Source organism: Streptomyces sp. NEAU-YJ-81 (assembly GCF_017592595.1).
In the GTDB taxonomy this organism is placed as follows: domain Bacteria; phylum Actinomycetota; class Actinomycetes; order Streptomycetales; family Streptomycetaceae; genus Streptomyces; species Streptomyces hygroscopicus_B.
In genome coordinates this window covers 274,688-299,014 of the sequence record NZ_JAGFNO010000002.1, presented here as the reverse complement: position 1 = coordinate 299,014, position 24,327 = coordinate 274,688, and the positions used below count along the sequence as shown (strand labels likewise).

General features: G+C 72.5%; 16 protein-coding genes. 8 read left to right on the top strand and 8 right to left on the bottom strand.

What is annotated here, in order from left to right:
• Positions 1-276: 276 nt before the first annotated feature.
• Positions 277-1,215 (bottom strand): ATP-dependent DNA ligase, encoded by a 939-nt coding sequence (locus J5X86_RS06825; RefSeq protein WP_208515872.1) that lies wholly within the window; start codon positions 1,213-1,215, stop codon positions 277-279.
• Positions 1,212-2,162 carry a non-homologous end-joining DNA ligase gene (ligD, locus tag J5X86_RS06820; RefSeq protein WP_208515871.1) on the bottom strand — a complete coding sequence of 317 codons (951 nt, stop codon included), beginning with the start codon at positions 2,160-2,162 and terminating at the stop codon, positions 1,212-1,214. The genes J5X86_RS06825 and ligD overlap by 4 nt, the downstream gene beginning before the upstream one ends.
• A gap of 30 nt (positions 2,163-2,192) precedes the next feature.
• On the opposite strand from ligD, the gene J5X86_RS06815 reads away from it, so the two are divergent.
• Positions 2,193-3,266: a Ku protein gene (locus J5X86_RS06815; RefSeq protein ID WP_208515870.1), complete on the top strand. Its 1,074-nt coding sequence runs from the start codon at positions 2,193-2,195 to the stop codon at positions 3,264-3,266.
• Between the two features lie 241 nt (positions 3,267-3,507).
• Here the strand turns inward: J5X86_RS06815 and J5X86_RS06810 are convergent, their stop codons facing one another.
• On the bottom strand, positions 3,508-4,335 hold the full coding sequence (locus J5X86_RS06810; RefSeq protein ID WP_208515869.1) for an NAD(P)H-binding protein: 828 nt from the start codon (positions 4,333-4,335) through the stop codon (positions 3,508-3,510).
• A 136-nt stretch (positions 4,336-4,471) separates the two neighbouring features.
• Between J5X86_RS06810 and J5X86_RS06805 the strand changes: the two genes are divergently transcribed.
• Positions 4,472-5,080: a TetR/AcrR family transcriptional regulator gene (locus J5X86_RS06805; protein ID WP_243979632.1), complete on the top strand. Its 609-nt coding sequence runs from the start codon at positions 4,472-4,474 to the stop codon at positions 5,078-5,080.
• Positions 5,081-5,089: 9 nt separating this feature from the next.
• Here J5X86_RS06805 and J5X86_RS06800 read toward each other — a convergent pair whose 3' ends face one another.
• Positions 5,090-6,556, bottom strand: coding sequence for a glycoside hydrolase (locus tag J5X86_RS06800; protein ID WP_208515868.1), 1,467 nt, complete (start codon positions 6,554-6,556; stop codon positions 5,090-5,092).
• A gap of 302 nt (positions 6,557-6,858) precedes the next feature.
• Here J5X86_RS06800 and otr(A) point away from each other — a divergent pair, with 302 nt between their 5' ends.
• Positions 6,859-8,832, top strand: a complete 1,974-nt coding sequence (gene otr(A), locus J5X86_RS06795; protein ID WP_208515867.1) for a tetracycline resistance ribosomal protection protein Otr(A) — start codon at positions 6,859-6,861, stop codon at positions 8,830-8,832.
• A gap of 6 nt (positions 8,833-8,838) precedes the next feature.
• Here otr(A) and J5X86_RS06790 read toward each other — a convergent pair whose 3' ends face one another.
• Both J5X86_RS06790 and J5X86_RS06785 read right to left on the bottom strand, forming a co-directional pair.
• The gene (locus J5X86_RS06790; RefSeq protein WP_308124456.1) at positions 8,839-10,098 is read right to left on the bottom strand and encodes an IPT/TIG domain-containing protein; all 1,260 of its coding nucleotides are present in this window, start codon (positions 10,096-10,098) and stop codon (positions 8,839-8,841) included.
• Between the two features lie 99 nt (positions 10,099-10,197).
• A complete protein-coding gene (locus tag J5X86_RS06785; RefSeq protein WP_208515865.1) occupies positions 10,198-10,950 on the bottom strand; it encodes an IPT/TIG domain-containing protein in 753 nt (250 codons plus the stop codon).
• A 467-nt stretch (positions 10,951-11,417) separates the two neighbouring features.
• Here J5X86_RS06785 and J5X86_RS06780 point away from each other — a divergent pair, with 467 nt between their 5' ends.
• The 5 genes from J5X86_RS06780 to J5X86_RS06760 are packed head-to-tail and all read left to right on the top strand — an operon-like array spanning position 11,418 to position 19,401.
• Positions 11,418-13,133: a serine protease gene (locus J5X86_RS06780; protein ID WP_243979630.1), complete on the top strand. Its 1,716-nt coding sequence runs from the start codon at positions 11,418-11,420 to the stop codon at positions 13,131-13,133.
• Positions 13,130-15,685, top strand: a complete 2,556-nt coding sequence (locus tag J5X86_RS06775) for a serine/threonine-protein kinase (protein WP_208515864.1) — start codon at positions 13,130-13,132, stop codon at positions 15,683-15,685. The genes J5X86_RS06780 and J5X86_RS06775 overlap by 4 nt, the downstream gene beginning before the upstream one ends.
• 19 nt (positions 15,686-15,704) lie before the next feature.
• Positions 15,705-17,189, top strand: coding sequence for a VWA domain-containing protein (locus J5X86_RS06770; protein WP_208515863.1), 1,485 nt, complete (start codon positions 15,705-15,707; stop codon positions 17,187-17,189).
• On the top strand, positions 17,186-18,118 hold the full coding sequence (locus J5X86_RS06765) for a hypothetical protein (protein WP_208515862.1): 933 nt from the start codon (positions 17,186-17,188) through the stop codon (positions 18,116-18,118). Before J5X86_RS06770 ends, J5X86_RS06765 begins: the two co-directional genes overlap by 4 nt.
• A complete protein-coding gene (locus J5X86_RS06760; protein WP_208515861.1) occupies positions 18,115-19,401 on the top strand; it encodes an ABC transporter substrate-binding protein in 1,287 nt (428 codons plus the stop codon). Before J5X86_RS06765 ends, J5X86_RS06760 begins: the two co-directional genes overlap by 4 nt.
• Positions 19,402-19,407: 6 nt before the next feature.
• Here J5X86_RS06760 and J5X86_RS06755 read toward each other — a convergent pair whose 3' ends face one another.
• Positions 19,408-21,309 carry an MFS transporter gene (locus J5X86_RS06755; RefSeq protein ID WP_208515860.1) on the bottom strand — a complete coding sequence of 634 codons (1,902 nt, stop codon included), beginning with the start codon at positions 21,307-21,309 and terminating at the stop codon, positions 19,408-19,410.
• Between the two features lie 201 nt (positions 21,310-21,510).
• Positions 21,511-24,174 (bottom strand): D-alanyl-D-alanine carboxypeptidase, encoded by a 2,664-nt coding sequence (locus tag J5X86_RS06750; protein WP_208515859.1) that lies wholly within the window; start codon positions 24,172-24,174, stop codon positions 21,511-21,513.
• Positions 24,175-24,327 lie beyond the last annotated feature (153 nt).

Here is a 24,327-nt window from a genome sequence, read left to right as displayed (position 1 = left end):
GGGGCGGAGCTCCCCCACGCGGCGGAGCCGCATATTGATGCTGTGGGAAGGGGCGGGGTGGGGGCTGTCCGCCGGAGGCGCCCACGGTCCGCACTCGGTATTCGGCCGTGGAGCCAGCTGCTGGGTGGGTGCGAGCCCCGGCCCTCTGCCGGCTCGTCGGCGGCAGGGCACCCGTCCGTTCCACGTTCAGTCGGGGGGGGCCGGGTCCTGGGTGGCGGTGGGCCCCACCCCCCTGCCGCCGTCTCGCGGCCACCCGCCGGTGGCACAGAGGGGTGGTCAGTCGGGGATGCGGAGGCGCATGACCGTCGTCGCCGCGTGGCGGACCGTGCTTTCCTGGCGGACCTCGACCGTCAGGTCCGGGGCGATCGGGCGGTAGGCGATCTCGGCGCCGACCCGGTCCAGTGCGGTGGGGAGTTCGGCGGGCGGGGGCTGGGGGTCGGGCAGATCGCGCAGGGCCGTGCTGAGCTGGGCCCGGACGGCCGTGGCAAGCGGCGCGGAGATGACGGGCGCGTCGTCGCCGGGGAGCACCAGCGCGAGGGCGCGCGGGCGGAGGCGGGGGCCGACGACGCCGACGACGACGGCGTCACGGGTCTCCGAATGGCGCAGCTTCCGCCAGTGCCGGCCAGGCCGGTAGGGCTGGTCCAGGTCCTTGATGACCAGGCCCTCGACCCCGATCTCCGGAAGCGCCTCGTACCAGGTGGCGGCGAGCTGTGGATCGGTCGTCATCGGCACGGCCTGCAGCGGTGGGCCGAGCGGTTCGAGGAGCGCCATCAGCCTGGCCCGGCGCTCCGCGTACGGAAGCGGCCGCAGATCCTCCTCGCCGATCGCGAGCAGGTCGAAGGCGGCGTAGGAGGCGGGCAGTTCCCGGGCGAGCCGGCCCGCCCGGGACTCGGACGCGGCGAAGGCGCGCTTCTGGACGGCGGCGAAGTCCGTACGGTTGCCCGCCCACACCACCACCTCGCCGTCGAGGACCGTGCCGGGCGGTAGCGGCCGCGCGGCGGCCTCCAGGTCGGGGAAGGCGCGGGTGATGATGCGGCCGGAGCGGGCCTGCATCCTTACGGCGTCCGCCAGCCGGAAGATCAGCAGCCGATGGCCGTCGAACTTGGGCTCGTAGGCCAGCCGCCGTCCGGGCGGGGCGGTCGGCAGGGTGGGGACGACGCGGGCCAGCGCCACGTCCACGGGCGGCTGAAGGGGCGGCTCAGGGGACGACGTCATCGGTCGACCGCGCCTTCGTCGTCCTGTTCTCCGTCGCTTTCACCGGCACCGCCCTCCCCCGTCGGCAGCGGGCGCGCCTGCGCCGGATCCAACAGCGGGGCGAGCAGATCCCCGTGGCGGTCGAGCCGCGCGGGGATGTCGTCGATCAGGAAGGACAGCGCCGCCGGGGCGTGGCACTCCTCGACCTCCTCCCAGGTGACGGGCGTGGAGACGGCCGGTTCTGGGACGGCTCGGGGGGTGTAGGGGGCGGCGGTGGTCTTCGCGGCCGCGTTCTGGCTGAAGTCCACGTACACCTTCCCCGGCCGCAGCGCGCGGGTCATCTTGCGGATGACCAGGTCAGGCATGGCGTTCGCGGCCTCCAGGGCCAGCCGTCTGGCGTAGGCGGTGACCTGCCGGGAAGGGGTCGGCTCCACCGGCACCAGCAGATGCAGCCCCTTGGAGCCGCTGGTCTTCGCGTACGCCGTAAGGCCGTCGGCGGCCAGCCGCTCGCGCAGCCATACGGCGACGACGCGGCAGTCCACGATCGTGGCGGGCGGCCCGGGGTCGAGGTCGAAGACGAGCCGGTCGGCGATGCCCACGCCCTGGTCGATCCGCCACATCGGGGCGTGGAGCTCCACCACGAGGTTGGCCGCCCACATCAGCGAGGGCAGGTCCTGGATCAGCACCTGCTGCGCGGTCTCCCCCTTATGGCGGGTCACCTCGGCCGTCGTCACCCAGGAAGGCGTGCCCGGAGGCGGGTTCTTGGTGAAGAACTTCTGGCCGTCGGGGCCGTCCGGGTAGCGGAGGAACGCCAGTGGCCGACCGTGCAGATGGCCGAGGAGCGGGTCCGCGGCCGACGCCAGGTAGTGCAGCAGCTCGCCCTTTGTGGTGCCGGTGGCCGGATGGATGACCTTGTCGAGGTTCCTGAGCGTGATCCGCCGCCCCTCCACCTCCGCGATCGGGGACATACGATAAGAATCTCACGAAAGGGATCAAGCATGCGATCTATCTGGAATGGGAACATTTCCTTCGGCCTGGTGAGCATTCCGATCAAGATCTATCCGGCCACCGAGGACCACTCGATCTCGTTCCGGCAGATCCACACCCGCGACGGCGGCCGCATCCGCTACCGCAAGGTCTGCGAGCTCGAGGACAGTCCGGTCGAGTCCAGCGAGATCGGGCGGGCGTACGAGGACGCGGACGGCGCGCTGGTCCCGATCACCGACGAGGACCTCGCGGCCCTTCCGCTGCCCACCACCCACACCCTGGAGATCGAGGCGTTCATCTCCGCCGCCGAGATCGACCCGCTGCAGATGGGCGACGCCTACTACCTGGGCACCACCGGCGCCGCCGGGGCCAAGCCGTACACCCTGCTGCGCGAGGCGCTCAAGCGCAGCGAGAAGGTCGCCATCGCCAAATACGCCCACCGTGGCCGCGAGCGGCTGGGGATGCTCCGCGTCGTGGGCGACACCATCGCGCTGCACCGGCTGCTCTGGCCGGACGAGGTGCGCGAGCCCGCGGGGGTGGCCCCCAAGGAGAGGGTGACCGTCAAACCGGCCGAACTGGACCTCGCCGACACCCTGATGGAGACGCTCGGCGAGGTGGATCTGAGCGATCTGCACGACGAGTACCACGAGGCGCTGGAGGAGCTGGTGGCGGCGAAGGTGTCCGGCGCCACGCCCACCGCCGAGCCCGGTGAGCGGCCCGCGGGCGCGCAGGTGGTCGACCTGATGGCGGCGTTGAAGGAGAGCGTCCGCAGCGCCAAGGAGGCTCGGGGCGAGGGGGCCGGGGAGGGCGGGGAGGCCGCGGAGGCCCCGGAGGGCGAAGCCGAGGAGGAGGGAGAGGCGACGGTCCACGAGCTGCGCGGCCGTAAGAAGGCACCGGCGAAGAAGGCCGCGTCGGCGAAGAAGGCGCCCGCAGCGGCGAAGAGGGGCGGGACGAAGACGGCGAAGGCCGCCAAGTCGGCCGAGGAGCCCGCGGGGAAGAAGCAGGCGGGCACGAAGAAGGCCGCGGCCAAGAAGGCCACCGCGAAGAAGCAGACGGGCAAGCGCGGCACGCGGACCGCCTCCTGAGGCGGCCCTGGCACCGGCGAGCGCACACCGCCTGCGCGCCTGCGGCGGGCCATCCCCTACCCGCCCCTTCCCGAACCATGGGGCTCCGCCCCCTGGACCCCGGACGCCCTTCGGGCGTGTCCTCAATCGCCGGACGGGCTGAAATCAGCCCCTCCGGCGTTTGAGGAGCGGGGTCCGGGGCGGAGCCCCGGTTGTGGGAAGGGGCGGGTAGGGGAAAAGCCCGCCGCAGGCGCTACCGCGGTCAGCGGAAGGCGGCCACCCGGTCCTCCACCCACTGTGCGAACGTACGCCCGGGACGGCCCGTGATGCGCTCCACCTCCGGCGAGACCGCCTGCGGCCGGTCCACCAACTCCGCGAAGACGCGCAGCAGCGAGTCCGCCATCTCCGGCGTGAGGAACCCGCCGACCATCCGCTCCCGCGCCGCCTCGTGCGGGATCTCCTCGTACCGCAGCGGCCGACCGACGACCTCACCGATGATGCGCACCTGGTCGGCGAAGCTCAGCGACTCGGGTCCGGTCAGCTCGGGCGTCTGGCCGACCAGGTCGTCGGCGAGCAGGGCACGGGCGGCGACCGCGCCCATGTCGGCCTCGTGGATGGCGGCCATCTGCGCCCCGGCGTACGGCCCGTACACCACGTCCCCGGCCTTGATCTGGTCCACCCACTGCAGGGCATTCGCGGCGAAGGCGCCCGGGCGGACGAACGTCCACTCCAGCCCCGTGCGCTCGACCTCGTCCTCCAGTGCCCGGTGGCGGACGCCGATCGGGTTCGTGTGCGGATCGAGGTCCTGTAGGACGGAGGACGAGGAGAGCATCACGATCCGCCGTACACCGCTCTCCTTGGCCCGCTCCAGGAGCTTCTCGGTCCCCACCTGCCACACCACCGCGGGGTTGAGGAACAGCGCCGTGGCGCCGTCCAGGGGCATCTCCTCGGTCCGGGCCGCCCGTACGCCCTCCGGCAGCCGGGCCGCCTCGGGGTCGCGGGTGAGCGCGAGCACCTCGGCGCCCGCGTCGGCCAGCTCCTTCACCACATAACCGCCGACGTTTCCGGTGGCTCCGGTCACCACGAACATGATGAATCTCCTCGCGTGTCCTGCGATGGGTACATAACCCCAGTCAGGTTCATCCAAACGGATGACGTTGTCAAACGGTTAGATGAGACCCTGTCGGGAACCCCCCGGCTAGCCTGTCCGGGCCGAGGAAGAGGAGATGACGACCATGCAGGGGACGCCCAAGAGGCCCCGCCGCGCCCCCACGCCCGAGGAGCGCAAGCAGTGCCCGGAGCGCTCCCGGCGGCTGCTGATGGAGGCGGCCAGGGACGTGTTCTCCGAGAAGGGGTTCGCGGGCGCCCGCGTCCAGGACATCGCGGACCGGGCGGGCCTCAACAAACAGTTGATCGCCTACTACTTCGGCGGCAAGGAGGGCCTCTACCAGGAGCTCACCCGCGAGTGGCTGGCGCGCGAGGCGTCCTTCAACGACCCCGCGGTCCCTTTCGAGGAGCTGGTCGTCCGCTACCTCCGGGAAGCGTTCGACGACCCCCGCGCCATCCGGCTGGCCGTCTGGCGCGGGCTGACCGACGAGGTGGGGGACGAGCATCCCGAGGACCTGTCCGACATGCGGCGCCGGCAGGCGGCGGGCGAGCTGGCGGACGACCTCGACCCGGCCGCCGTGATGCTGATGTGCTACGCCGTGGTCTCCGCACCCGCCACGATGCCGCACGCCGTCCGCCAGATCTTCGGCATCGAGCCGGACTCGCCGGAATTCCAGGAGCGGTGGGAGGAGCAGTTGCGCCGCATCGTCCGCCACCTGGCGGCGTGAGACCCCGCCCTACTCCACCACCCCGTCGATCTGGAACGTCTGCACCGACTTCTCGGCGAACGGAACGCTCAGCCGCTTGCCGTCCAGCGCCGTGTCCTGGCGCGCGGTGTACAGATCGCCGGTGCCCGCGGTGTGGGTGGACCAGCGCGGCACCAGCCCGCCGGTGCCCCCGGTGACCTGGCCGAAGCGGGACAGGTCGAAGGTCAGCGTCTGCGCGGCGCCGGGGTTGACGGCGACGAGGACGAGTCGCCGCGCGCCCGGGTCGTATGCGGCGACCGCGTGGTCCGAGCCGGTGTCCAGGATCCGCATCCCGGGGCGGAGATGCCGGGTGAACTGGGCGAGCACGTAGTACTTGGTCTGCACGGCGCCGGGCTGGGCGGAGTCCGGGTCGTAGTGGATCAGCGCCCAGCCGGCGCTGGGGTCCATGACCTGCCAGTAACACCACGCGGTGGGGTGCAGCCAGCGGAAGTCCAGGCAGAGGTTGGTGGCCAGGGTCAGGCCGGTGCCGTCCCCGTCGCCGGTCTCGGAGTTCCAGAGCTTCTTACCGGCCGCACGAACATCCGTGTACAGCAGATCGCGGCGGCCGCCCGAGCCCTGGTAGCCGTGGACGTTGACCTGGTCGACCAGGGCGCGGGTAGCCGTGTCGAACGAGCCCCAGGTGGTGCGGGCCAGGTCGTAACTGGTCTCGTCCGACGCCGAGATCCGGGTGCCGGTCAGCCCGCGCGCGTCGAGCTCGGTGCGGAGGTGGCCGAGGACGGTCCGCTGGACCGCCGCGTCGATATGGCAGCCCTCCTGCGTGCCGTCGGCCTTCCACCACGCGGAGGACGGCTCGTTGAACGCCTCGACAGTGGCGAAGCGGACGCCCCAGTGGTCCTGGGCGTAGCGGGCGGTGGCGGCGAGATAGAGCGCGAACTGGCGGTAGTTCCAGGACTGGAGGTTGTTGCCGCCGTCCGCCGCACCGGACGGATTGTGGTTGAGACACATCCACCACATGGGCGAATTGGAGAACAGCTCGCTGACGGCGCCCCGTTGGACGGCCTTGACCAGCGCCGCCCGCTGGACCGCGTCGGCGCCCCAGTGCCAGGCCGAGGAGGCGGGGTCCTCGCTGTTCCAGTCGTGCCAGTAGCCCTCGATCTGCTTGAACCGGGGGATGTTGGGCGAGGCCACCATCGACTCGCCGCCCACGCTGGTCCAGGAGCAGCCGCCGAGGTTGTAGCGGGCGATGTTCAGTCCGAGGCCGGGCAGCGATCTGCCGCCGTAGCTCACCGGTTTGGTGGTGAAGAAGAGATCGGCGAAGTCGTCCCGCTGCCCGAAGAGATTGGCCCACCAGGCGAGCGAGGTGCCCCAGCCCTCCCAGGCCCCGTATTCGGTGCCGGGGTCGACGCCGATGGTCTCGTCGGCCCAGGCCGTGCCGGTCGTGAGCGCGGCGCCGAGCATTGTGGTGCCCGCCGCCGTCAGAAGCGTTCTGCGCCGCATCGTACGTCCCCTCCGCCGCACCGGCCCCCGTCGCTTACGAAGCGTCGGGGCAGCGGCGGGCATTGTCGAGAGGCGTGACAGCGCTTTCTACGGACGGGTCATAGCCGGACGGGGCCACGGCCGGACGACGGCCCGGCACGATGACGGGCCGTCGGTAATTCGGTTGCCTCCGCCCGCCGCCGTGTCCACGATGTCCGGGACCTCACCGCTACGAGCAGGAGCACAGGAGCAACAGATGCGCCGATTCCTCGGAACGACTCAGCGCCCCTACCGGACGACCGTCTTCGAGGACTTCAGCATCCATGCCCAGCTCTCCACGGGTCTCCCGGACCCTGAACATCGGCGTGCTCGCCCATGTCGACGCCGGTAAGACCAGCCTCACCGAGCGGCTGCTCTACGACGCCGGGGTGATCGACCGGCTCGGCAGCGTCGACGCCGGGGACACCCAGACCGATACCGGCGAGATCGAGCGGCAGCGCGGTATCACCGTACGGACCGCGGTCGCGTCCCTCACCGCCGGGGACACCCAGCTCAACCTGATCGACACCCCCGGCCACTCCGACTTCATCGCCGAGGTCGAACGCGCCCTCGGCGTGCTCGACGGCGCGGTGCTCGTGCTGTCCGCCGTCGAGGGCGTCCAGGCCCAGACCCGGGTGCTGATGAAGACGCTGCGGCGGCTGCGGCTTCCGGTGCTGCTCTTCATCAACAAGATCGACCGTGCGGGTGCCCGCGACGCGGGGCTGCTCGCCGACATCCGGCGCACCCTGGCGCCGCATCTCCTCCCCCTGACGGCGGTACGGGAGCTGGGCACGCGGAACGCGCGCGTCCGCGCGCGCTCCCTCGACGATCCGGGGATGCGCACCGAGGCGGCCGAGGTGCTGGCCGAGCTCGATGACGCGATGCTCGCGCGCGTCGTGGACGGCCCGCTCCCCTCTGCCGAGGAGGTACGGGCCGCGCTGGCGGCCCGTACGGCGGAGGGGCTGGCGCATCCGGTCTTCTTCGGCTCGGCGCTCAGCGGTCAGGGCGTCGGGGCGCTGGTCGAGGGGGTCGCGCGGCTGGTGCCGCCCGCGCCGGGCGGGGCGGAGCCGCGGGGCACGGTCTTCGCCGTGGAGCGTGGTGGAGACGGCCGGGGCGGCGGGGGCGGGGCCCGGGGTGGACGGGGCGGCCGTACGGCGTATCTGCGGCTGTTCTCCGGTGAGGTGGCCTTGCGGCAGCGGGTGACACTGCACCGCCGCGGGCCCGGCGGCGCCCTGACCGAGCACACCGGGCAGATCACCGCACTGGAGGTCGTCGGCGCGGCGGGGGCCGCACGGGGGCCGCTGACCGCAGGTAACATCGCGCGGATCAAGGGGCTGCCCGGCGTCCGGGTCGGCGACCGGCTCGGGCCCGTCCGTGACGTCCCGTCGGACCGGCCGCACTTCGCCGCGCCCACCCTCCAGACCCTCGTCCACGCCCGCGAGCCCGGCGCCGCCGCCGCGTCCCGGCTGCACACCGCGCTGCTCGACCTGGCCGACCAGGATCCGCTGATCCACGCGCGGGCGATGCCGGGCGGGGCCACCTCTGTGCTGCTGTACGGCGAGGTGCAGAAGGAGATCATCGCGGCCACGCTGGTCCAGGACTACGGCGTCGAGGCGGAGTTCGAACCGAGCCGTCCCGTGCTCGTCGAACGCCCCTCCGGGGTCGGCGAGGCCGGTCGTGAGATCGCCCGTTCCGGCCACACCGGGCCGTGGGCGACCGTCGGGCTGCGCGTCGAGCCCACCGCGCGCGGCGCCGGGGTGGTCTTCGGCTACGAGACCGAACTGGGCGCGCTGCCCCGCGCGTTCCACAACGCGATCGAGGAGACCGTGTACGACACGCTGTTCCACGGTCCCCGGGGGCGCTCGGTGACGGACTGCCGGGTCGTGCTCGTCCGCTCCGGCTTCCTCGGCCCGGAGAGCACCGCGGCCGACTTCCGCGACGTCACCCCTGTGGTGCTCGAAGAGGCGCTGGAGCGGGCGGGGTGGCGGGTGTACGAGCCGTACCACGCCTTCGAGCTGGAGTTGCCGCCCGAGACGCTCGCCGCGGTCACCGCCCAACTCGCCGCCGCCGAGGCGGACATCGGCGAGAGCGTGGACGGTGCCACGGGATGGCTGCTCCGGGGCGAGATCCCGGCCCGCCGGGTGCACGGTTTCGAGCACGTCCTGCCCCGGCTGACGCACGGCGAGGGGGTGTGGTGGTCCCGGCCGTGCGCCGACCGGCCGCTGCGCGCCGGGGCGGCGCGCGAACCGCACGCCTAGGCGCGGCTAGATCCCGGGCGCCGCCACGCGGGTGTAGACGAGGCTGTTGCTGGTGCCGCCGGGCGTGGTGACCCGCACGTTCACCGGCCCGGCGGGCCCGGACGGGGCGAGGGCGGTGACCCAGACGTCGGAGACGACGGTGAAGGAAGTGGGTGTGGTGCCGAAGAGCACCGTGCTGGTCGTGGTGAGACCGCTGCCGAAGAGCGTGACCGTGGTCCCGGCGATGAGCGGCCCCTCGGTCGGCGACAGGCCGGTGAGGACGGGAACGGCGACATAGGTGTACGGGACGCCGTTGCTGGCGCCGCCGGGCGTCACCGCCGTGATCTGCACGGTGCCGCTGCCCGGCGGGGCCACCGCCGTGATCTGCGTGGCCGACACCACCGTGAACGACGAAGCCGGCGTCGCGCCGAAGCGCACCGCCGTCGCGCCGAGGAGATTGGTGCCGGTGAGGGTCACGGTGTTGCCGCCGACGACGGGGCCCAGGGCGGGTGCGGCGCCGGTGAGGGTGGGGACGCCGACGTAGAAGTACGTCACCCCGTTGCTGGTGCCGCCCGGCCCGGTCACCGTGATCTGCACCGGCCCGGTGGCCCCCGGCGGGGCGACCGCGGTGATCTGGGTGGCCGAGACGACGGAGAACGACGTGGCGGGCGTGGAGCCGAAGGTGACGGCGGTGACGCCCGTAAGGTCGTTACCGGTGAGCGTCACCGTGTTCCCGCCGCCGACCGGCCCCTGCCCCGGGGACACGGAGGTGAGCACGGGCACGGGCGCCGACACATAGCCGTACGCCACCCCACTGCCCGTCCCGCCCGGGCCGGTCACCGTGACCTGGACGGTCCCGCTGCCGGGCGGTGCCACCGCCGTGATCTGGGTGGCGGAGATCACCGTGAAGGTCGTGGCGTTGGCGGCCCCGAACCGTACCGCCGTCGCACCCGTAAAGCCGCTCCCCGTCAACGTGACCGTATTCCCCCCGGCCGCCGGACCCTGCCCCGGAGACACCCCCGACACCACCGGCACCGGCACCGGCACCGACACATAGCTGTACGCCAGCCCATTGCTCGTCCCACCCGGCCCGGTCACCGTGACCTGCACAGTCCCACTGCCCGGCGGCGCCACCGCCGTGATCTGCGTGGCGGAGACAACCGTGAACGACGTGGCCAGGATCGGGCCGAAGCGGACCGCCGACGGCTGGATGAAGTTGCTCCCGGTCAGGGTGACCAGGGTCCCGCCGCCGGGAGAACCGGCGGCGGGAGTGACGGAACTGATCACAGGAGGGGACGCCACGGCCGTCGAGGGACCGGTGCCTGTGCCTGTGGCTTGAGGGGTACTCAAGGTGGATCTCCTTCTGGCGAGTCGTCCCACGGGTGATCAGATGCCGGGACCGGCCACGTACTGGAACGGGGTCGCGGCGGTGGCGCTGCCGGCCAGGGTGGTGACCGTGATGTCGGCGGGGCCGGGCGCCCCGTCCGCGGTGGGAGGCGACACCGCGGACAGGGAGGTGTCGTTGATGACGGTGAACGGCGCCGCGATGCCGCCGAAGGTCACCGACTGGGTGGTGGACAGGTTGGTGCCGGTGATGGTCACCGCGGTGCCGCCGGAGGGCGGGCCCGAGGCGGGCGTGAAGCCGATGACCGTCGGCACGTCCACATAGGTGTAGGAGAAGCCGTTGTTCGTGCCGCCCGCCGTGGTGACGCTCACCCCGACCGTCCCGGCCGCGGCACCGGTCGGTACGACCGCGGTGATCTGGCTGTCGGAGACGATGGTCGGCGTCGCGGTGTTGGCGCCGAAGTGCACGGCGGTGGCGGTCGACAGGCCGGTGCCGTTGATGGTGATGGTGTTGCCGCCCACGAGCGGCCCGGCGCCGGTGCTCAGCGCGGACTTGAAAGGCGCGCCGACGTAGAAGAAGTTCAGCGGATTGCTGGTGCCGCCGGCCGTGGTCACGGTCACCGGCACCACCCCGCTGCCGGACGGCGTGGTGACCGTCGCGGAGGTGGGGGTATTGCCGGTGATGGTGGCCAGCTTGCTGCCGAAGTGCACGGCCGTGGCACCGCCGAGGTTGGTGCCGGTGATGGTGACGGTCTGTCCGCCGGCGGACGACCCCTGGCTGGGTGAGATGGGCATGGCGCATGGCCTCCTGAGGTGAGGGCGGGGCGTGGGGTGGGGTGGACGGGACCGGACGGGCTGGGCCCGCTCGCGCTCACGGAAGTCCGTTGCGCGACAGCGGACGTTGGGGCACCCGCCCGGTCCTCCTCGCGGTACGCCTGGCGCCCGGCTCCGGCGAGGACGCGGCGCCCCCAGCACCGGAAAGAGACCGGCGGGGTTCCACCGCACACTTTCAGTAATCCATCCGACGTAGCCCGCCACAAGAAGGGTGACGCCACGTCACCCAAATGGCCGGGCGTGCGGAACAGGCCGGGCCGGGCACCGCACTGCGCCCGGCCTGCCGTCCCGCTCCACGCCGTCCCGGCACGCCCCTCTCCGGCCCCGGCCCCACTCCTCTCCGGCCCCGGGTCCACCCCTCACCCGTTCCCGTGACCCATCGGACGGACGGGTCACTTCCGTACCTCCCGGGCGTATGCTCTTGCCACATGGGGGCGGAAATGGGCATTACCGCCGATGAGACCTCCAGCGGGGGCACTTGGCGGGTAAGGATCCGGAGTTCGGCCGGTGACGTCCTGGGCGCCGGAATCCTTCTGGGCAGCGAGACGGTGCTGACGTGCGCCCATGTGATCCCCGACGACGGGCTCCCGGTGCCCGCCACCGAGGTGCTGGTCGACCTGGTCGAGGTGCCCGACGCCGCACCGGTCCCCGCGCGCGTCGCCGACGGCGGCTGGGTGCCCCAACGCTCCGACGGATGCGGCGACGTGGCGCTGCTGCGGCTGGGCCGGCCGCAGCCCGCCGAGCACGCCGCGCCGCTCTACCGGCTGCCGCCGGTGCTCGGCCGCCCGGTGTGGATGGGCGGCTTCCCCAAGGGGCTCGACAACGGCCACTATCTGCGCGCCAAGACCGCCGGGCGCGTCGGCCCCCGGGCGGAGTGGGTGGGGCTCGACCCCAAGTCGCCCAGGGATGTGGTCCGTAAGGGCTTCAGCGGCGCCGGGGTGGAGGACGAGGCGACCCGGCATGTGATCGGCATGGTCGTCAGCCGGTACGACGACCCCGTCGGCGTCCCCTCCGCCGAGCGCCTCAGCGTCTCCTACATGATCCCGGTGGAGACGATCGTGCGCCATCTGCCGTTGGTCCACCGCTGGTTACGGGGCGACCCCGGGGTGGACCGGCCCCTGGTCTCCCCGCTGACCACCGGCGTCCAGGACATCGGCTTCGCCCAGCGGCTCGCCGTATGGCTGCGCCGGGAGCCCCTCACCGGGCGCCCGGACATCGCGGACGTGGAGACCGTGGTCATCGAGGACGACGACCACGTGCGGTACGAGGCGCTCAGCCGCGCCATCACGCTCGCCGACCGCGAGCTGTCGGGCGGCGGCCCGGACGAGGCGGTCTCCGCCGCGCCGCACGGCACCGTACCGCCGCTGGGCAGTGTGGACCTGGCCATCGACGTCACCGGGCGCACCGACACCGAGGTCGCGCTGCGGGTCGCGGACCGGATGGATCTGCGCTCGCCCGGCGACACCTCCCCGCTCAGCCGGGTCCGGGCCAACGCGGTGCCGCTCACCATCGTGGCCGTCGGCGTGGACCGCGCCCGCGACCCGGAGGCGCTGGTCGGCTTCATGAAGCTGCTCGCCGACCGGGGCGGCCGGCTGATGCTGGTCTTCCGCGATCCCCACTCCCGTGGACTGTGGCTGGCCGAGCGGCTGTTCCGCCCCGAGGCGGCCCGGATCGACGCCTGGCTGGACGAGCTCGCCGGGCGGGTGGCCCTCGCCGCCGACCGCGAGCACGAGGCGGCCGAGCGCGGGGCGCGCCGCTCGTCCCTGTCGGACGCCGAGGACGCGACGGCCTTACGGATCAATCTGACCCGGCTGCGCTCCGACCCCGAGCTGCGCTCCCACCGCATCGTCGCCAAGCTGGCCGCGTTCGAGCACACGGTCCGGACGGTCGCCGAGCGGGCCGAGGAGACGCTCAGGGTGATAGAGGCCCAGCAGCCCGCGGTCCAGGAGCTGAAGTGGCAGCTCGTGTCGTACACGGCGATGCTCGGGAGCAAGGCCGAATCCGAGCGGGCGGAGCTGATCCCGCTGCACCGCGCCGCGGTGCGGCTGCTGGCCACGGTGCCCTGTGATCTGCCGGAGGCCCGCCGCGCCGTCGACCGGTTCGTGGCCGCCGTGCACACACCGCCGGAGGGGGAGGCGCCATGACGGAGGGCAGTCGTCCGGACGGCAGTCGTAGGGACCGTAGTCGTACGGGCGGCAATCGTCCGGACCGCAATCGCCCGGATCACAGTCTTACGGACCACGATCGCCCGCACTGCAATCGCCCGGACTGCCGCGGCGAGGGCCTGGGCCGGATCAACGCCCGGGGGTTCTGCACGGAGTGCGGCCGCAGGGCCCTGCCCACCGCCCCCGAGCCCACTCCCCCACCCACCCAGGCGCGCACTTCCCCACCCACCCAGGCTCGGACTCTCCCACCCGCCCGGCCCGGCGAAGCTCTGGTGTCCGAGTCCACCGCGACCACGGCCCGTGCCCGCCGCCGCGATGTGGCGCGGAAGTTCACCGTCCGGCCGGCGCGCGAGGATCCGCTGGCCCTGCCCCGCGTCGAACTGCCGTCGCTGCGCGACCTGGTGATGGACGATCCGCATCCCCCCTCGCGCGGCCAGACCTGCGGCTGGGAGGGATGCGAGGAGATCGTGGGCGCGCCCTACGCCGGGCAGCCCGCGCTCTCCAGGGGCTACTGCCCGCGCTGCCGCCATCCGTTCGACTTCGCCCCGCGGCTGAGCCCCGGGGATCTGCTGGGCGATCAGTACCGGGTGATCGGCTGCGTGGGGTACGGCGGGCTCGGCTGGGTCTATCTCGCCGAGGACACCCAGCTGGACGACCAGCCCGTGGCCATCAAGGGCCTGATCAACAACGAGGACGAGGCGGCCCTGCGGACGGCGGTCGAGGAGCGCCGCTATCTGACCATGCTCGACCACCCCGGCATCGTCCGGATCATCAACTACGTCACCCAGCCCGACCCCCGCGACGAGACCGCGCTCGCGGGCTACATCGTGATGGAGTTCGTCGGCGGGATGACGCTCGCCCAGATCAAGGACCACATCGCGGACGCGGTGGAGCCGTACGACGGGCCGCGGCTGTACGAGCACATCCTGGCCTACGGCTGTCTGGTGCTGCGCGCGGTGGGCTATCTGCACGGCGAGAAGCTGCTGTACTGCGATCTCAAGCCGAGCAACGTCATGCACTACGAGGACCGGGTCAAGGTGATCGACCTCGGCGCGGTGTGGCGGCTGGGCCAGCGGGACGGCGGGCCACCCGTGATCACCGAGGCGTTCGCCGCCCCCGAGGTGCTGGCCCGGGGCGCCTCGGCCCTCACCGAGCGTCATGACCTCTTCGGGGTCGGCAGGACGCTCGAAGAGCTCTCCGACAAGGCCACCCGGCAGGCCCAGCGGCCGCCGGGCCTGGGCGCCGAGTCCTACCGCCGGGTGCTGGCCCGCGCCACCGCGGCCGACCCGGAGCGGCGGTTCGGATCGGCCGCGGAGATGTCCGAGCAACTGTGGGGCGTGCTGCGGGAGATCCACTCGCTGCGGCTGAGCCGGGAGCAGCCGCAGCCGTCCACACTCTTCGCCCCGACCTCGGCGCTGCTGGACTCCTCGCTGGGCCGGATCCCGGACCTGGAGCGCTGGCTGGACGGGGACCCCCGCCCACTGCTGGCGTCCGGGCTGCCCCGCCCCGAGCAGGTGCCGACCGGGCTGCCGGTGCCGTTCCCGGACGCGGCGGATCCCGGCGCGGCGCTGCTGGGCGTGCCGACCGACAGCGGGCCCCGGCGGCTGATCGAGCAGTTGCACGCCTTCCCCCGCCCCTCCGCCGAGATCCGGCTGCGCACCTGCCGCGCCCATCTGGAGCTGGGCGAACGGGAGGCGGCGGCCCAGGAGTTGGCGATCGCGGTGGAGCTGATCGGCTCGGCCGCCCCGTACGACTGGCGGCTGTCCTGGCACCGCGCCCTGCTGCGGCTGGCGGACGGCGCGGTGGCCGACGCCCGGCAGCAGTTCGACGAGGTCTACAGCGCCCTGCCCGGGGAGTACGCGCCCAAGCTGGCGCTGGGCTACTGCGCCGAGCACCTGGGCGACCACGAGGCCGCGAAGCGGTTCTACGAGGCGGTGTGGCAGCGCAACCGCTCGCAGGGCAGCGCCGCGTTCGGGCTGGCCCGGCTCCGGCTCGCGGCGGGCGACCGGGGCGGCGCGGTGGACATCCTCGGCGGGGTGCCGAAGGTCTCCCGCCACTACGACGCCGCGCGGATCGCCATCGTGCGGGTGCTGTCGGGGCGGCTGGGGCATCCCGACGCCCTGCCGACGGCCGAGGATCTGGCGGAGGTGCGCACCCGGCTGCCGCGGCTGTATCTGGACGAGGGGCGGGAGTCCGGCCCGGCCCGCGACCGGCTGACCGCGGAGTCGCTGGAGGTGACGCTGGACTGGGCGGAGCGGCAGTCCGGCGCCGGGGAGAGGATGGGCGAGCCCGCTGGGCAGGCCCGTTCAAGGCGCTGGGGGCGGAAGGGGCGCGCCGCCGCGGCGACTGCCGCGCCGCGGAGGGGAACCGAACCCCCGTCGCTGGTGTATGGAGAGTGGGAGGACGAAAGCGCGCTGCGCGCCGAATTGGAGCTGACGCTGCGCCGGCTGGCCCGGCAGGCGGACAGCCCCGAGGTGCTCGGTGCGCTGATCGACCACGCGAACGCCATCCGGCCCGTGACCCGCGTCTGACGTCTGACAGGGGGATCAGATGAACGAGGACCGCAGAGAGCGACAACACGTCCCAGGCCCGGAGGGCGCGGACGGGGGTCCGGCCCTCACCCTGCGGGTGCATCAGAACAAGTACCTCCCCGCCTCGGCGGGCCGCACCGAGATGCACGCCATCGTCAGCGTCCGGGCCCGCGGCCTGGGCCCGGCGGCGGCCCGTACCGCCGCTTCGGAGGTCATCGTCATCGACTGCTCGATGTCGATGAGCTGGCCGCCGACGAAGATCGCGGCGGCGCGGCGGGCCACCGCCACCGCGGTCGGCATACTCCGCGACGGCACCCGTTTCGCGATCGTCGAGGGCACCGAACAAGCCCAGGTCGTCTATCCGTTCACCGGCGGCATGGCGGTCGCGGGGCCCGACACAAAGGCCGCCGCCGCCCGGGTCGCGGCGCGGCTGCCCGCGATCGGCGGTACCGCGATCGGCTCCTGGCTGGATCTCGCCCGCCGGCTCCATCAGCGGCAGCCCACCGCGATCCAGCACACCCTGCTGCTCACCGACGGCCGCAACGAACACGACCCGCCCGGCTATCTGGACAAGGTGCTGGACGCGTGTGCCCCGCACTTCACCTGTGACGCACGCGGTATCGGCGACGGCTGGGACGCCACCGAGCTGAAGCGGATCGCGCGCCGGCTGCACGGCAGGGCCGACGCGGTTCTGGAGGACGCCGCGCTGGCCGCCGAGTTCGAGGAGATGGTCTCCGCCTCGATGGCCAAGGCGCTGGCCGGGGTGCGGATCCGGATCCGCACCCGGGCGGGCAGCCGGGTCGGCTTCGTCAAGCAGGTGCACCCCACCCGGGTGGACGTCACCGACGAGGGAGTCCGCCCCGATGAGCGCACCTGGGAGTGGACCACCAAGGCGTGGGGCGACGAGACCCGCGAGTACCAGGTGTCCGTGCTCGCCGATCCGCGGGGCGATCCGACGGGCGACGACGTCGAGCTGGCCACCGTGGAACTGGCGGTGGAGGGCGACACCGCGCTGCCGCCGCCCGAGCCGGAGTCCCTGCTGGTCCAGTGGACGGACGATGTGCTGCTGTCGTCCCGGATCGACCCCCGGCTGGCCCACTACGACGCCGACTCCGAGCTGGGCCACGCCATCACCGCGGGCTGCGACGCGTATGAGGCGGGTGACCGGAAGGGGGCCCACCGCCAGTGGGGGCGCGCCGTCCAGCTCGCCCATCAGCTGGGCAGCGAGAAGATGCTGACCCGGCTGAGCGGGCTGGTCCACATCGTCGACGCCGCCACCGGCGAGGTGCGGATCCGCGAGCCCATCCGGCCGCTGGACCTCAATTCGGCGATCATCGTGTCGGAGGAGAGCGTCCGCTTCGTGGGGGTGGAGCGCCCGAGGGCCGCCGCGCCGCCCGCCGCGGATGTCATCTGCCCGGCCTGCGGGCGCCGGGCGCCCGCCACCGCCGAGTTCTGCCAGCAGTGCGACACTCCGCTGGGCGCCGAACCGAGCGGTGCGACATGAGCGGCACCCGAGCCTTCCTGGTCCGCCGGCTGATCGCCCTGCTGGTGGTCACGGCGCTGGCCGTGATCGCGCTGCTGGCCGCGTACTTCGGCGTCAGCCGCAACTCCGCGGCGGTGACCGACCGGTCCACCCCGGCGATACTGCAGGTCGCCGCCGCCATCGACGCGCTGGACGCCTCCTACGACGAGGCGAAGCGCAGCATCTCGAGCCCCACCGCGGAGTTCGAGGGGCTCAGCGAGGAGTACCGCAACAAGCTGTCGACGGCCAAGCAGAGCCTGGCCCAGGTGTCCAAGAGCACCATCGGGGGCGAGTCGGCGCGCGGGTCGCTGCGCACCACGGCGGCGCTGGTGACGTCCTACGGCGACACCATCGAGCAGGCGTACGCCAGCCGCGACAACCCGACGCTCATGCATGCCTACTTGCGGTATGCCGACTCCATCCTGCGGCATGACCAAAGCGGCATCCTCGACCGCCTGAGGGCGGTGCAGAAGCGGCAGTTCAATGTGCTCGACGACCAGACCTCCTTCGGCTGGCTGCTGTCCTTCGCCTGGTGGCTGCTGGTGCCGGGGCTGTTCCTGACGCTGGCGGCGCTGCTGGTGCACACCCAGCGCTTTCTGCGGCGCCGCTTCCGGCGGCTGGTCAGCCCCTGGCTGGCGGCGGCTACCGCGCTGCTCGTCGCGCTGCTGCCGCTGGCCGTCTTCACCTATCAGACCCAGGACCGGCTGGAGTCGGCCCGGACCAGCCTGACCCGATCGACCATCGGCCGCACCGGCGGCCCCACCGCCAGGGAGGTCGCGAGGACGATGCGGAGCGCGCAGTGGCAGGCCGGTGCGGTCGGCTGGATACCCGTGGGCGGCGCCGTGCTGGCCGCGCTGATCCTGGTCGGTCTGCAGCCGCGCATCGACGAGTACCGGTTCCAGCCCCGATGAGCGCGGCGAAGCGGTCCGGCCAGGCCACGGCCACCGTCCTCGGGCTGTGGATGGTGCTGCTGTGTGTCGTGGGCGCCGGCGATACGAGCGGCTGGCAGTCGCGCGGCAGCGTCAGCGTGCTCGCGTCGTGGACCGGCCCCGAGGGCGAGGCGTTCCGGAACTTGCTGGACACCTTCACCAGGCGCACCGGCGTCCATGTCGACTACCAGGGCACCACCGCGCTGCGCGAGGTGCTGTCCTCGGAGGTCGGCTCCGGAACGCCGCCCGATATCGCCGTGCTGCCGAGCTCCGGCGAGCTGGCCGCCTACGCCAGCCAGCGCCAGCTCACCCCGCTGAACCGAGTGATCCCGAGCCGGGAGCGCACGGCGTACGGACGGCTGTGGACACCCCGACTGAGCGCCAACGGGTCGGTGTACGGCATCGCGGTCAAGGCCGACCTCAAGAGCATCGTGTGGTACGACCATGACCGCCGCCCGGACACACTGCCCGCCCTCGCCGCCGACGGCCGCCAGTGGTGCGTAGGCATGGGCGACGACGCGACCTCCGGCTGGCCGGGCACCGACTGGATCGAGGATCTGCTGCTCCAGCAGCAGGGCAGATCCGTCTACCAGGACTGGGCGACCGGCGGGCTGCCGTGGACGGATCCGCGGGTGAGGCGGGCCTGGGAGAGCTGGGGTTCGCTCTTCGGCAGGGACACCGCACGCACCGCGCTGATCACCGACTTCCGCAAGGCCGGGAGCAAGCTGTTCGACGCCGACCCGCCGTGCGCACTGGAGCACCAGGGGTCGTTCATCCGCAGCGGCTACCCCCACCCGAACAAGGCGGACTTCGCCTTCTCCCCCAGGCTGCTCCCCGATGCCGACCGGCGCTCCACCGCCCGGGAGGTATCAGGGGACTTCGCCGCGATGTTCCGTGACACCCCACAGGCACAGAAGCTGATGCGCTATCTGGTCTCGGCCGACGCCCAGCGGACCTGGGGCCGGCAGACCGCCACCAAGAGCACCCACCCGTTCTTCGCCAACCCCGGCGTCCCGCTCGACGCCCAGGGCGACGACGAGGTGGACCGGAGGATCGCGGAGACCCTCCGGGACTCGGCCTCGCTGTGCCTGGACGCCTCCGACGCCATGCCCACCCGGATGCGGCTCGCCTTCCAGCGCGCCGCGCTGACCTACCTCAGCGACACCACCCGGCAGCCGGACGAGCTGCTGCGCAGCCTGGAGAGGGTCCGCCAGAGCCTGCGCGGCGCCCCCGACCAGCCCTGGCTGTCGACGGTCTGCGGCTGAGCGGGCTCACGGAACCATCTCGTCCGGACAGGGTGTGCCCCGCGGCAGCTGGTACTTGCCCGTTATCCGGTAGACGCCGGGCCGAGGGGCGTGCAGCACCGTCCACTCGTCCTCCGGCTGGCCCTCCTCACCGCCCTCGATCTGCTTGGTGAGGCAGCCCTCGCGGTTGACCGGCAGCTGGTCGTCCTCCCCCTTCGGAGCCCGGACGCTGTGCCCGTCGTTGTCCACCAGGCCCAGCCACGGCGAGTACGGGATGCGGATGAGCACCGGGCCCTTGGCGCGGACCGACAGCACCAGCTGGTCGGCGCCCGCGCGCTGCACGGTGGCGGGCGGATCGGCGATCTGCGTCGGGTCCTTGACCTCGTACAACTTCCAGTTGGCGTCCGACCAGACCTGGCGCAGATACCGCAGCTTGGTGCCGAGCAGCTTGGCCTCCTGCTCCGCCGCGGTGTCCGGGTCGTCCGCGGGCAGCACCACATAGTGCACCGCCCAGCGCTTCAGCCATTCGTGGTAGCTGGCCGGGGTCAGGGTGTCATCGCCGTAGAAGATCGGGTTCCGGTCGAGGTCGCGCTGGCGGTTCCAGCCGCGCGCCAGATTGACGTACGGGGCGAGCGCGGAGGACTCGCGGTGGCTGCGCACCGGAACCACCTCGACCCGGCCCCGGTCGGCCTTCTCCCGCTTGAGCCGGTCGACCAGCGGCGCCAGCTCACGGGCCCAGGACGCCGAGGGGGCGGTGTGGATGACGTCATCGGCGGTCTTGACCCCCTGCCACACCGTGACGGTCGCGAGCGCCAGCACCAGAACGGTCCAGCGACGGCCCGCGGGTGTGGAGCGCAGCTCGGAGCGCGGGGGCTTGCGCAGGGCGGGCAGCGCGGCGATCAGCACCACTCCGCCGAAGATCATGCCGAGGCGGGAGATGTTGGTGCCGACCTGGGAGGGAATCACCCAGGTGAGCACCACCCCGAAGCAGTAGAGCCCGGCCCCGACCCGCACCGTCGACCACGTGCGCGGCACGCACATCAGCACGGCGGCGCCGGTGATGAACGGCAGGATCACCGACCCGATGCCCATCGGCTGCTCACCGGAGAACGGGAACAGCCACGCCGACAGGCCGACCACCAGCGCGGGTGTGATCCCCAGCGCGTACGCGGCGGGGCGCCGCTTGGTCAGCCACAGGCCGGCGGCCACGACGCCCACGAACAGGCCGGCCACCGGGCTGGACATGGTCGACAGCGCGGCCAGCAGGGCGGCCAGTACGAACCGTCCGGTCTTGTGGTGCCAGTGCCGGGACCGCCACCTGCGCGGCCAGGCGAAGATCACGGCCACCGCCGCGAGCCCGAACATCGCGCCGAGCCCGAAGGTCACCCGCCCCGAGATGGCGTTGCAGGCCAGCGCGAACGCGCCGTAGAGGGCGGGCCACAACGGCCGCCGTACGACACGGCTGCGCACCAGCAGCAGCGCGAGCAGCCCGGCGGACAGCGTCCCCGCGACCATCATCGTCGAGCGGACCCCGAGGACCGCCATCAGATAGGGCGAAATGACGCTGTACGAGACCGGGTGCATCCCGCCGTACCAGGCCAGGTTGTACGCCAAGTCCGGATGCTGGAGGGCGAACTCCGCCCAGGCGTCCTGCGCGGCGAGGTCACCGCCGCTGTTCGCGAGCAGCGCCACCCACAGCAGATGCAGCAGCGCGGCGGCGGCCAGGGCGGCGGCAACAGGATGGCGCCGGGCGGCTGCCCGGGCGCGCCCGAGCAGCCCGCCCGAAGCGGCCAGGCCACTCTCCCGCTCCGCCTCGGCCGGGCCCGTCGGCTCGGCCGGCCAGCGCTGCGTGGGCACGCGTATTCGTGCGGCGGTGCTCTCCTCCGAGCCCCCGCTTTCATCGGCCCGTGTCGGATCCACGGTGGTCACTGCGGCTCTCCCCGTCTTCCCCCGAGGTCTGCCCCATCGTCCTCAACCCCGCACCGGATCACTCCGGTTCGCATGCGGCGGGTCCAGGCCGGGGACCCACCGACGCTAGCACGCGCGGGCGGCCCCGAGCCGCGTCGGGCCCCGGCGGCGTTTCGCGCCGGGGCCGCTTCGCTTGTCCCCTTAGCCCACTTCCCCGCTGGGTCAGCCGATACGGGTCAGTTTCGCGCCGAACGACGGCTCGGACAGGTCATCCTTCAGGGCCACCGGCGCCGTGAGCTGTCCGGGGCCCGTGCCCACGGTCACCTCGCCGACGACCGTGCCCGCCTTGGCGGAGTGCGGCACCTTCTTACCGCCGTCGCCGATCTTGATGTCGACCCCCAGACCGGACCAGCCGACCGCTTTCAGATCCTTGGTGGCGACGACCGGCGTGGTGCCGCCGAGCCCGTCGTCGATCTGGCCGACCACATCGCCCTTCTTGATGACGGTGGCCGAGGTGAGAGCGTCCTGCAGGGTGCTGATCAGCTTGTAGCTGTTGGTCTGCGCGAGCTGGAGGCTGGCGTCCAGCGTGGTGGTCGCGCGCTGTTCGAGGACGACACCGAGGATCCGCTGCTTCTTGCCGTCGATCGTCCGCACGGCGCCCCACATCAGCGCACCGCCGGCCGGGGTGGACGAACCGGTCTTGATACCGATCACGCCCGGCTTCACCAGCAGATTGTTGTTGTTGTAGATCCGGTCGTCGAGCCCCGGGATCTCGGTGTTGGGCGTCGCCACGACCGCCCGGAACGCCTCGGACTGCATCGCCGCCTTCGCCAGCTTCAGCTGGTCGGCAGCGGTGGACTTGGTGGACTCCTTCAGACCGCTGGGGTCGGTGTAGGTCGTCTGCTTCATCCCCAGGCCCTCGGCCGCGTCGTTCATCTTCTTCACGAACGCGTCCAGCGACCCGGCGTCCCAGCGGGCGAGCAGCCGGGCGATGTTGTTGCTGGAGTTGATCAGCAGCAGCTGGAGCAGCTGATGCTGGGTGAAGGTCTGCCCCTCCTTGACCTCCGCCCGCGACTCGTCGGCGGACTTGGCCTCCTCGGCCGCCTGCGCGTCGATCGTGATCTTCGGGCCCTCCGCGTCGCCCTTCAGCGGATGGTCCTTGAGCACCACATAGGCCGTCATGACCTTGGTGACGCTGGCGATCGGCACGGGCTTCTGAGCCCCGGAGGTGCCCAGGCTGCCCACGCCCTCGACCTCCGCGGCAGACTGCCCCTGGCCGGGCCACGGCAGGGAGAGCTCGCCGCCGCCGAAGCGGTAGGAGGAGTCGGCGGTGAGCTTCAGCGACGGCTCCGGCAGCGGCCGCAGCGCCTGGACGACGCCCAGGATGATCACGAGCAGCGCGGCCAGCGGCGTCCAGATCTTGACCCGGCGGACCGCCGTCCGCATCGGCGTCTCGGGCTTGGGCGGCGTGTTGGTCAGCTGCGCCAGCAGGTCGAGCGGTTCGGGCTGCTTGCCGTCCGAGGCCAGCGGCGGCAGCGGCTGCTGCTTGGTCCGCTCGGCCTCGGGCACGCCGGTCGGCGGGGCGGCGGGGGCCGACGACGCGGCGGGCGCGGCGGGGGCGGTAGGCGCGGTGGGCGCGGCGGAGGGCTTCGACGGGGCCGGGTCGTCGGGGGACCGCAGCGGTACGAACTTGCTGGTCCGCTCATTGTCCGACTCGGCGGCGGGCTTCTTGCCGGGTGTCTTCTCGGACGCCTTCGCGTCGGACGGCTTCTCGGCGGTCTTGGCGTCGGACGCCTCCTCGGACGCCTCCCCGGACGTCTTCTTGTCAGCCGGGGGGCTGACCGTCTTGAAGGCGGTGGTCGGCTGGTCGACGCCCTTCTTGCCACCCTTTCCGGGCTTCTCCGGGAGCACGCCGAAGGCGGCTGTCGCGCGGTCGACCGGCTTGCCGGAGGCGTCGTCGTCCGCATCGGACGCGGCGGCCTTCTCGGCCTCCCCCTTCTTGGCCCCCTCCTTCTCCTTCTTGTCCCCGTCCTCAGCCTTGGCGTCGCCGTCCGCCTTGGGCTTCACCGTGCGGAAGACGGCCGTGCGCTGATCGACCGACGGCTTCGACGGCTCGTCGCTGTCCTCGTCACCCTCAGCCTCGGCATCAGCCTCGGACGCACCCTCAGCCTTCACGTCGGCGTCCGCCTTGGGCTTGACCGCACGGAAGACGGCGGTTCGCTGATCCACCGACGACTCCGACGGCTCGTCCCCGCCCTCATCCGCCTCGGCTTCGGCCTCGGCCTCGGAGGCACCCTCAGCGTTCACGTCGCCGTCAGCCTTCGGCTTCAGCGCGCGGAAGACGGCCGTGCGCTGATCGACCGACGTCTCCGACGGCTCGCCGCCGTCCTCGTCACCCTCAGCCTCGGCATCAGCCTCGGACGCACCCTCAGCCTTCGCGTCGGCGTCGGCGCCACCCTCCGCGTCCGCTTCCGGCTCCACGTCCGGCTCGGGCGCATCTCCCTTGGGTGATTCGTCCGCCGCACCGGAATCCGCCTCCGGCTCGTCCTTCGCCTCCGACGCCCCGGAACCTTCGCCCTGTTCACCATCGCGAACACCAGAAACCTTTGCATCGTCCCCGTCGGCAGCCGGTGCCTTCGGTTCCGCTTCAGCCTCCGCTTCGGCCCTCGCCTCGGAGGCCGCCTCGGAGGTCACATCGGGCTCGTCGGGAGCCGACTGCGGCTCACCGGAACCCGACCGGAGGTCGTCGGACACGACGGCGACCGCCGTCGAGCCCTGGGCCGCCTCCGCTTCGCGCGAGATCGCGAGCCGCGGATCGCTTTCTCCCCTAGCCGTCTCCCCCGACGACTTCTGCTGATCCGACCTGCCGGGGGACTCGCCCGCCACCGATGCCTCCTCGATATGTGTCGCGGGACGCCCTACGCCCCGTGGCGTCACGTCCCGCAGCCCAAGCTCTACCAGTGTCCTGTGTGTCCGGCATGCGATGGTGCAACGCCACAGCCGGAGAGCGTCCTCAGGTGCCCGCCCACCCGCTAGACG

Excerpts from the sequence above, each read along its gene's own strand:
- J5X86_RS06825 (WP_208515872.1), bottom strand. The coding sequence starts at position 1,215 with ATGACGTCGTCCCCTGAGCCGCCCCTTCAGCCGCCCGTGGACGTGGCG.
- ligD (WP_208515871.1), bottom strand. The coding sequence starts at position 2,162 with ATGTCCCCGATCGCGGAGGTGGAGGGGCGGCGGATCACGCTCAGGAAC.
- J5X86_RS06815 (WP_208515870.1), top strand. The coding sequence starts at position 2,193 with ATGCGATCTATCTGGAATGGGAACATTTCCTTCGGCCTGGTGAGCATT.
- J5X86_RS06810 (WP_208515869.1), bottom strand. The coding sequence starts at position 4,335 with ATGTTCGTGGTGACCGGAGCCACCGGAAACGTCGGCGGTTATGTGGTG.
- J5X86_RS06805 (WP_243979632.1), top strand. The coding sequence starts at position 4,472 with ATGACGACCATGCAGGGGACGCCCAAGAGGCCCCGCCGCGCCCCCACG.
- J5X86_RS06800 (WP_208515868.1), bottom strand. The coding sequence starts at position 6,556 with ATGCGGCGCAGAACGCTTCTGACGGCGGCGGGCACCACAATGCTCGGC.
- J5X86_RS06785 (WP_208515865.1), bottom strand. The coding sequence starts at position 10,950 with ATGCCCATCTCACCCAGCCAGGGGTCGTCCGCCGGCGGACAGACCGTC.
- J5X86_RS06780 (WP_243979630.1), top strand. The coding sequence starts at position 11,418 with ATGGGGGCGGAAATGGGCATTACCGCCGATGAGACCTCCAGCGGGGGC.
- J5X86_RS06775 (WP_208515864.1), top strand. The coding sequence starts at position 13,130 with ATGACGGAGGGCAGTCGTCCGGACGGCAGTCGTAGGGACCGTAGTCGT.
- J5X86_RS06770 (WP_208515863.1), top strand. The coding sequence starts at position 15,705 with ATGAACGAGGACCGCAGAGAGCGACAACACGTCCCAGGCCCGGAGGGC.
- J5X86_RS06765 (WP_208515862.1), top strand. The coding sequence starts at position 17,186 with ATGAGCGGCACCCGAGCCTTCCTGGTCCGCCGGCTGATCGCCCTGCTG.
- J5X86_RS06760 (WP_208515861.1), top strand. The coding sequence starts at position 18,115 with ATGAGCGCGGCGAAGCGGTCCGGCCAGGCCACGGCCACCGTCCTCGGG.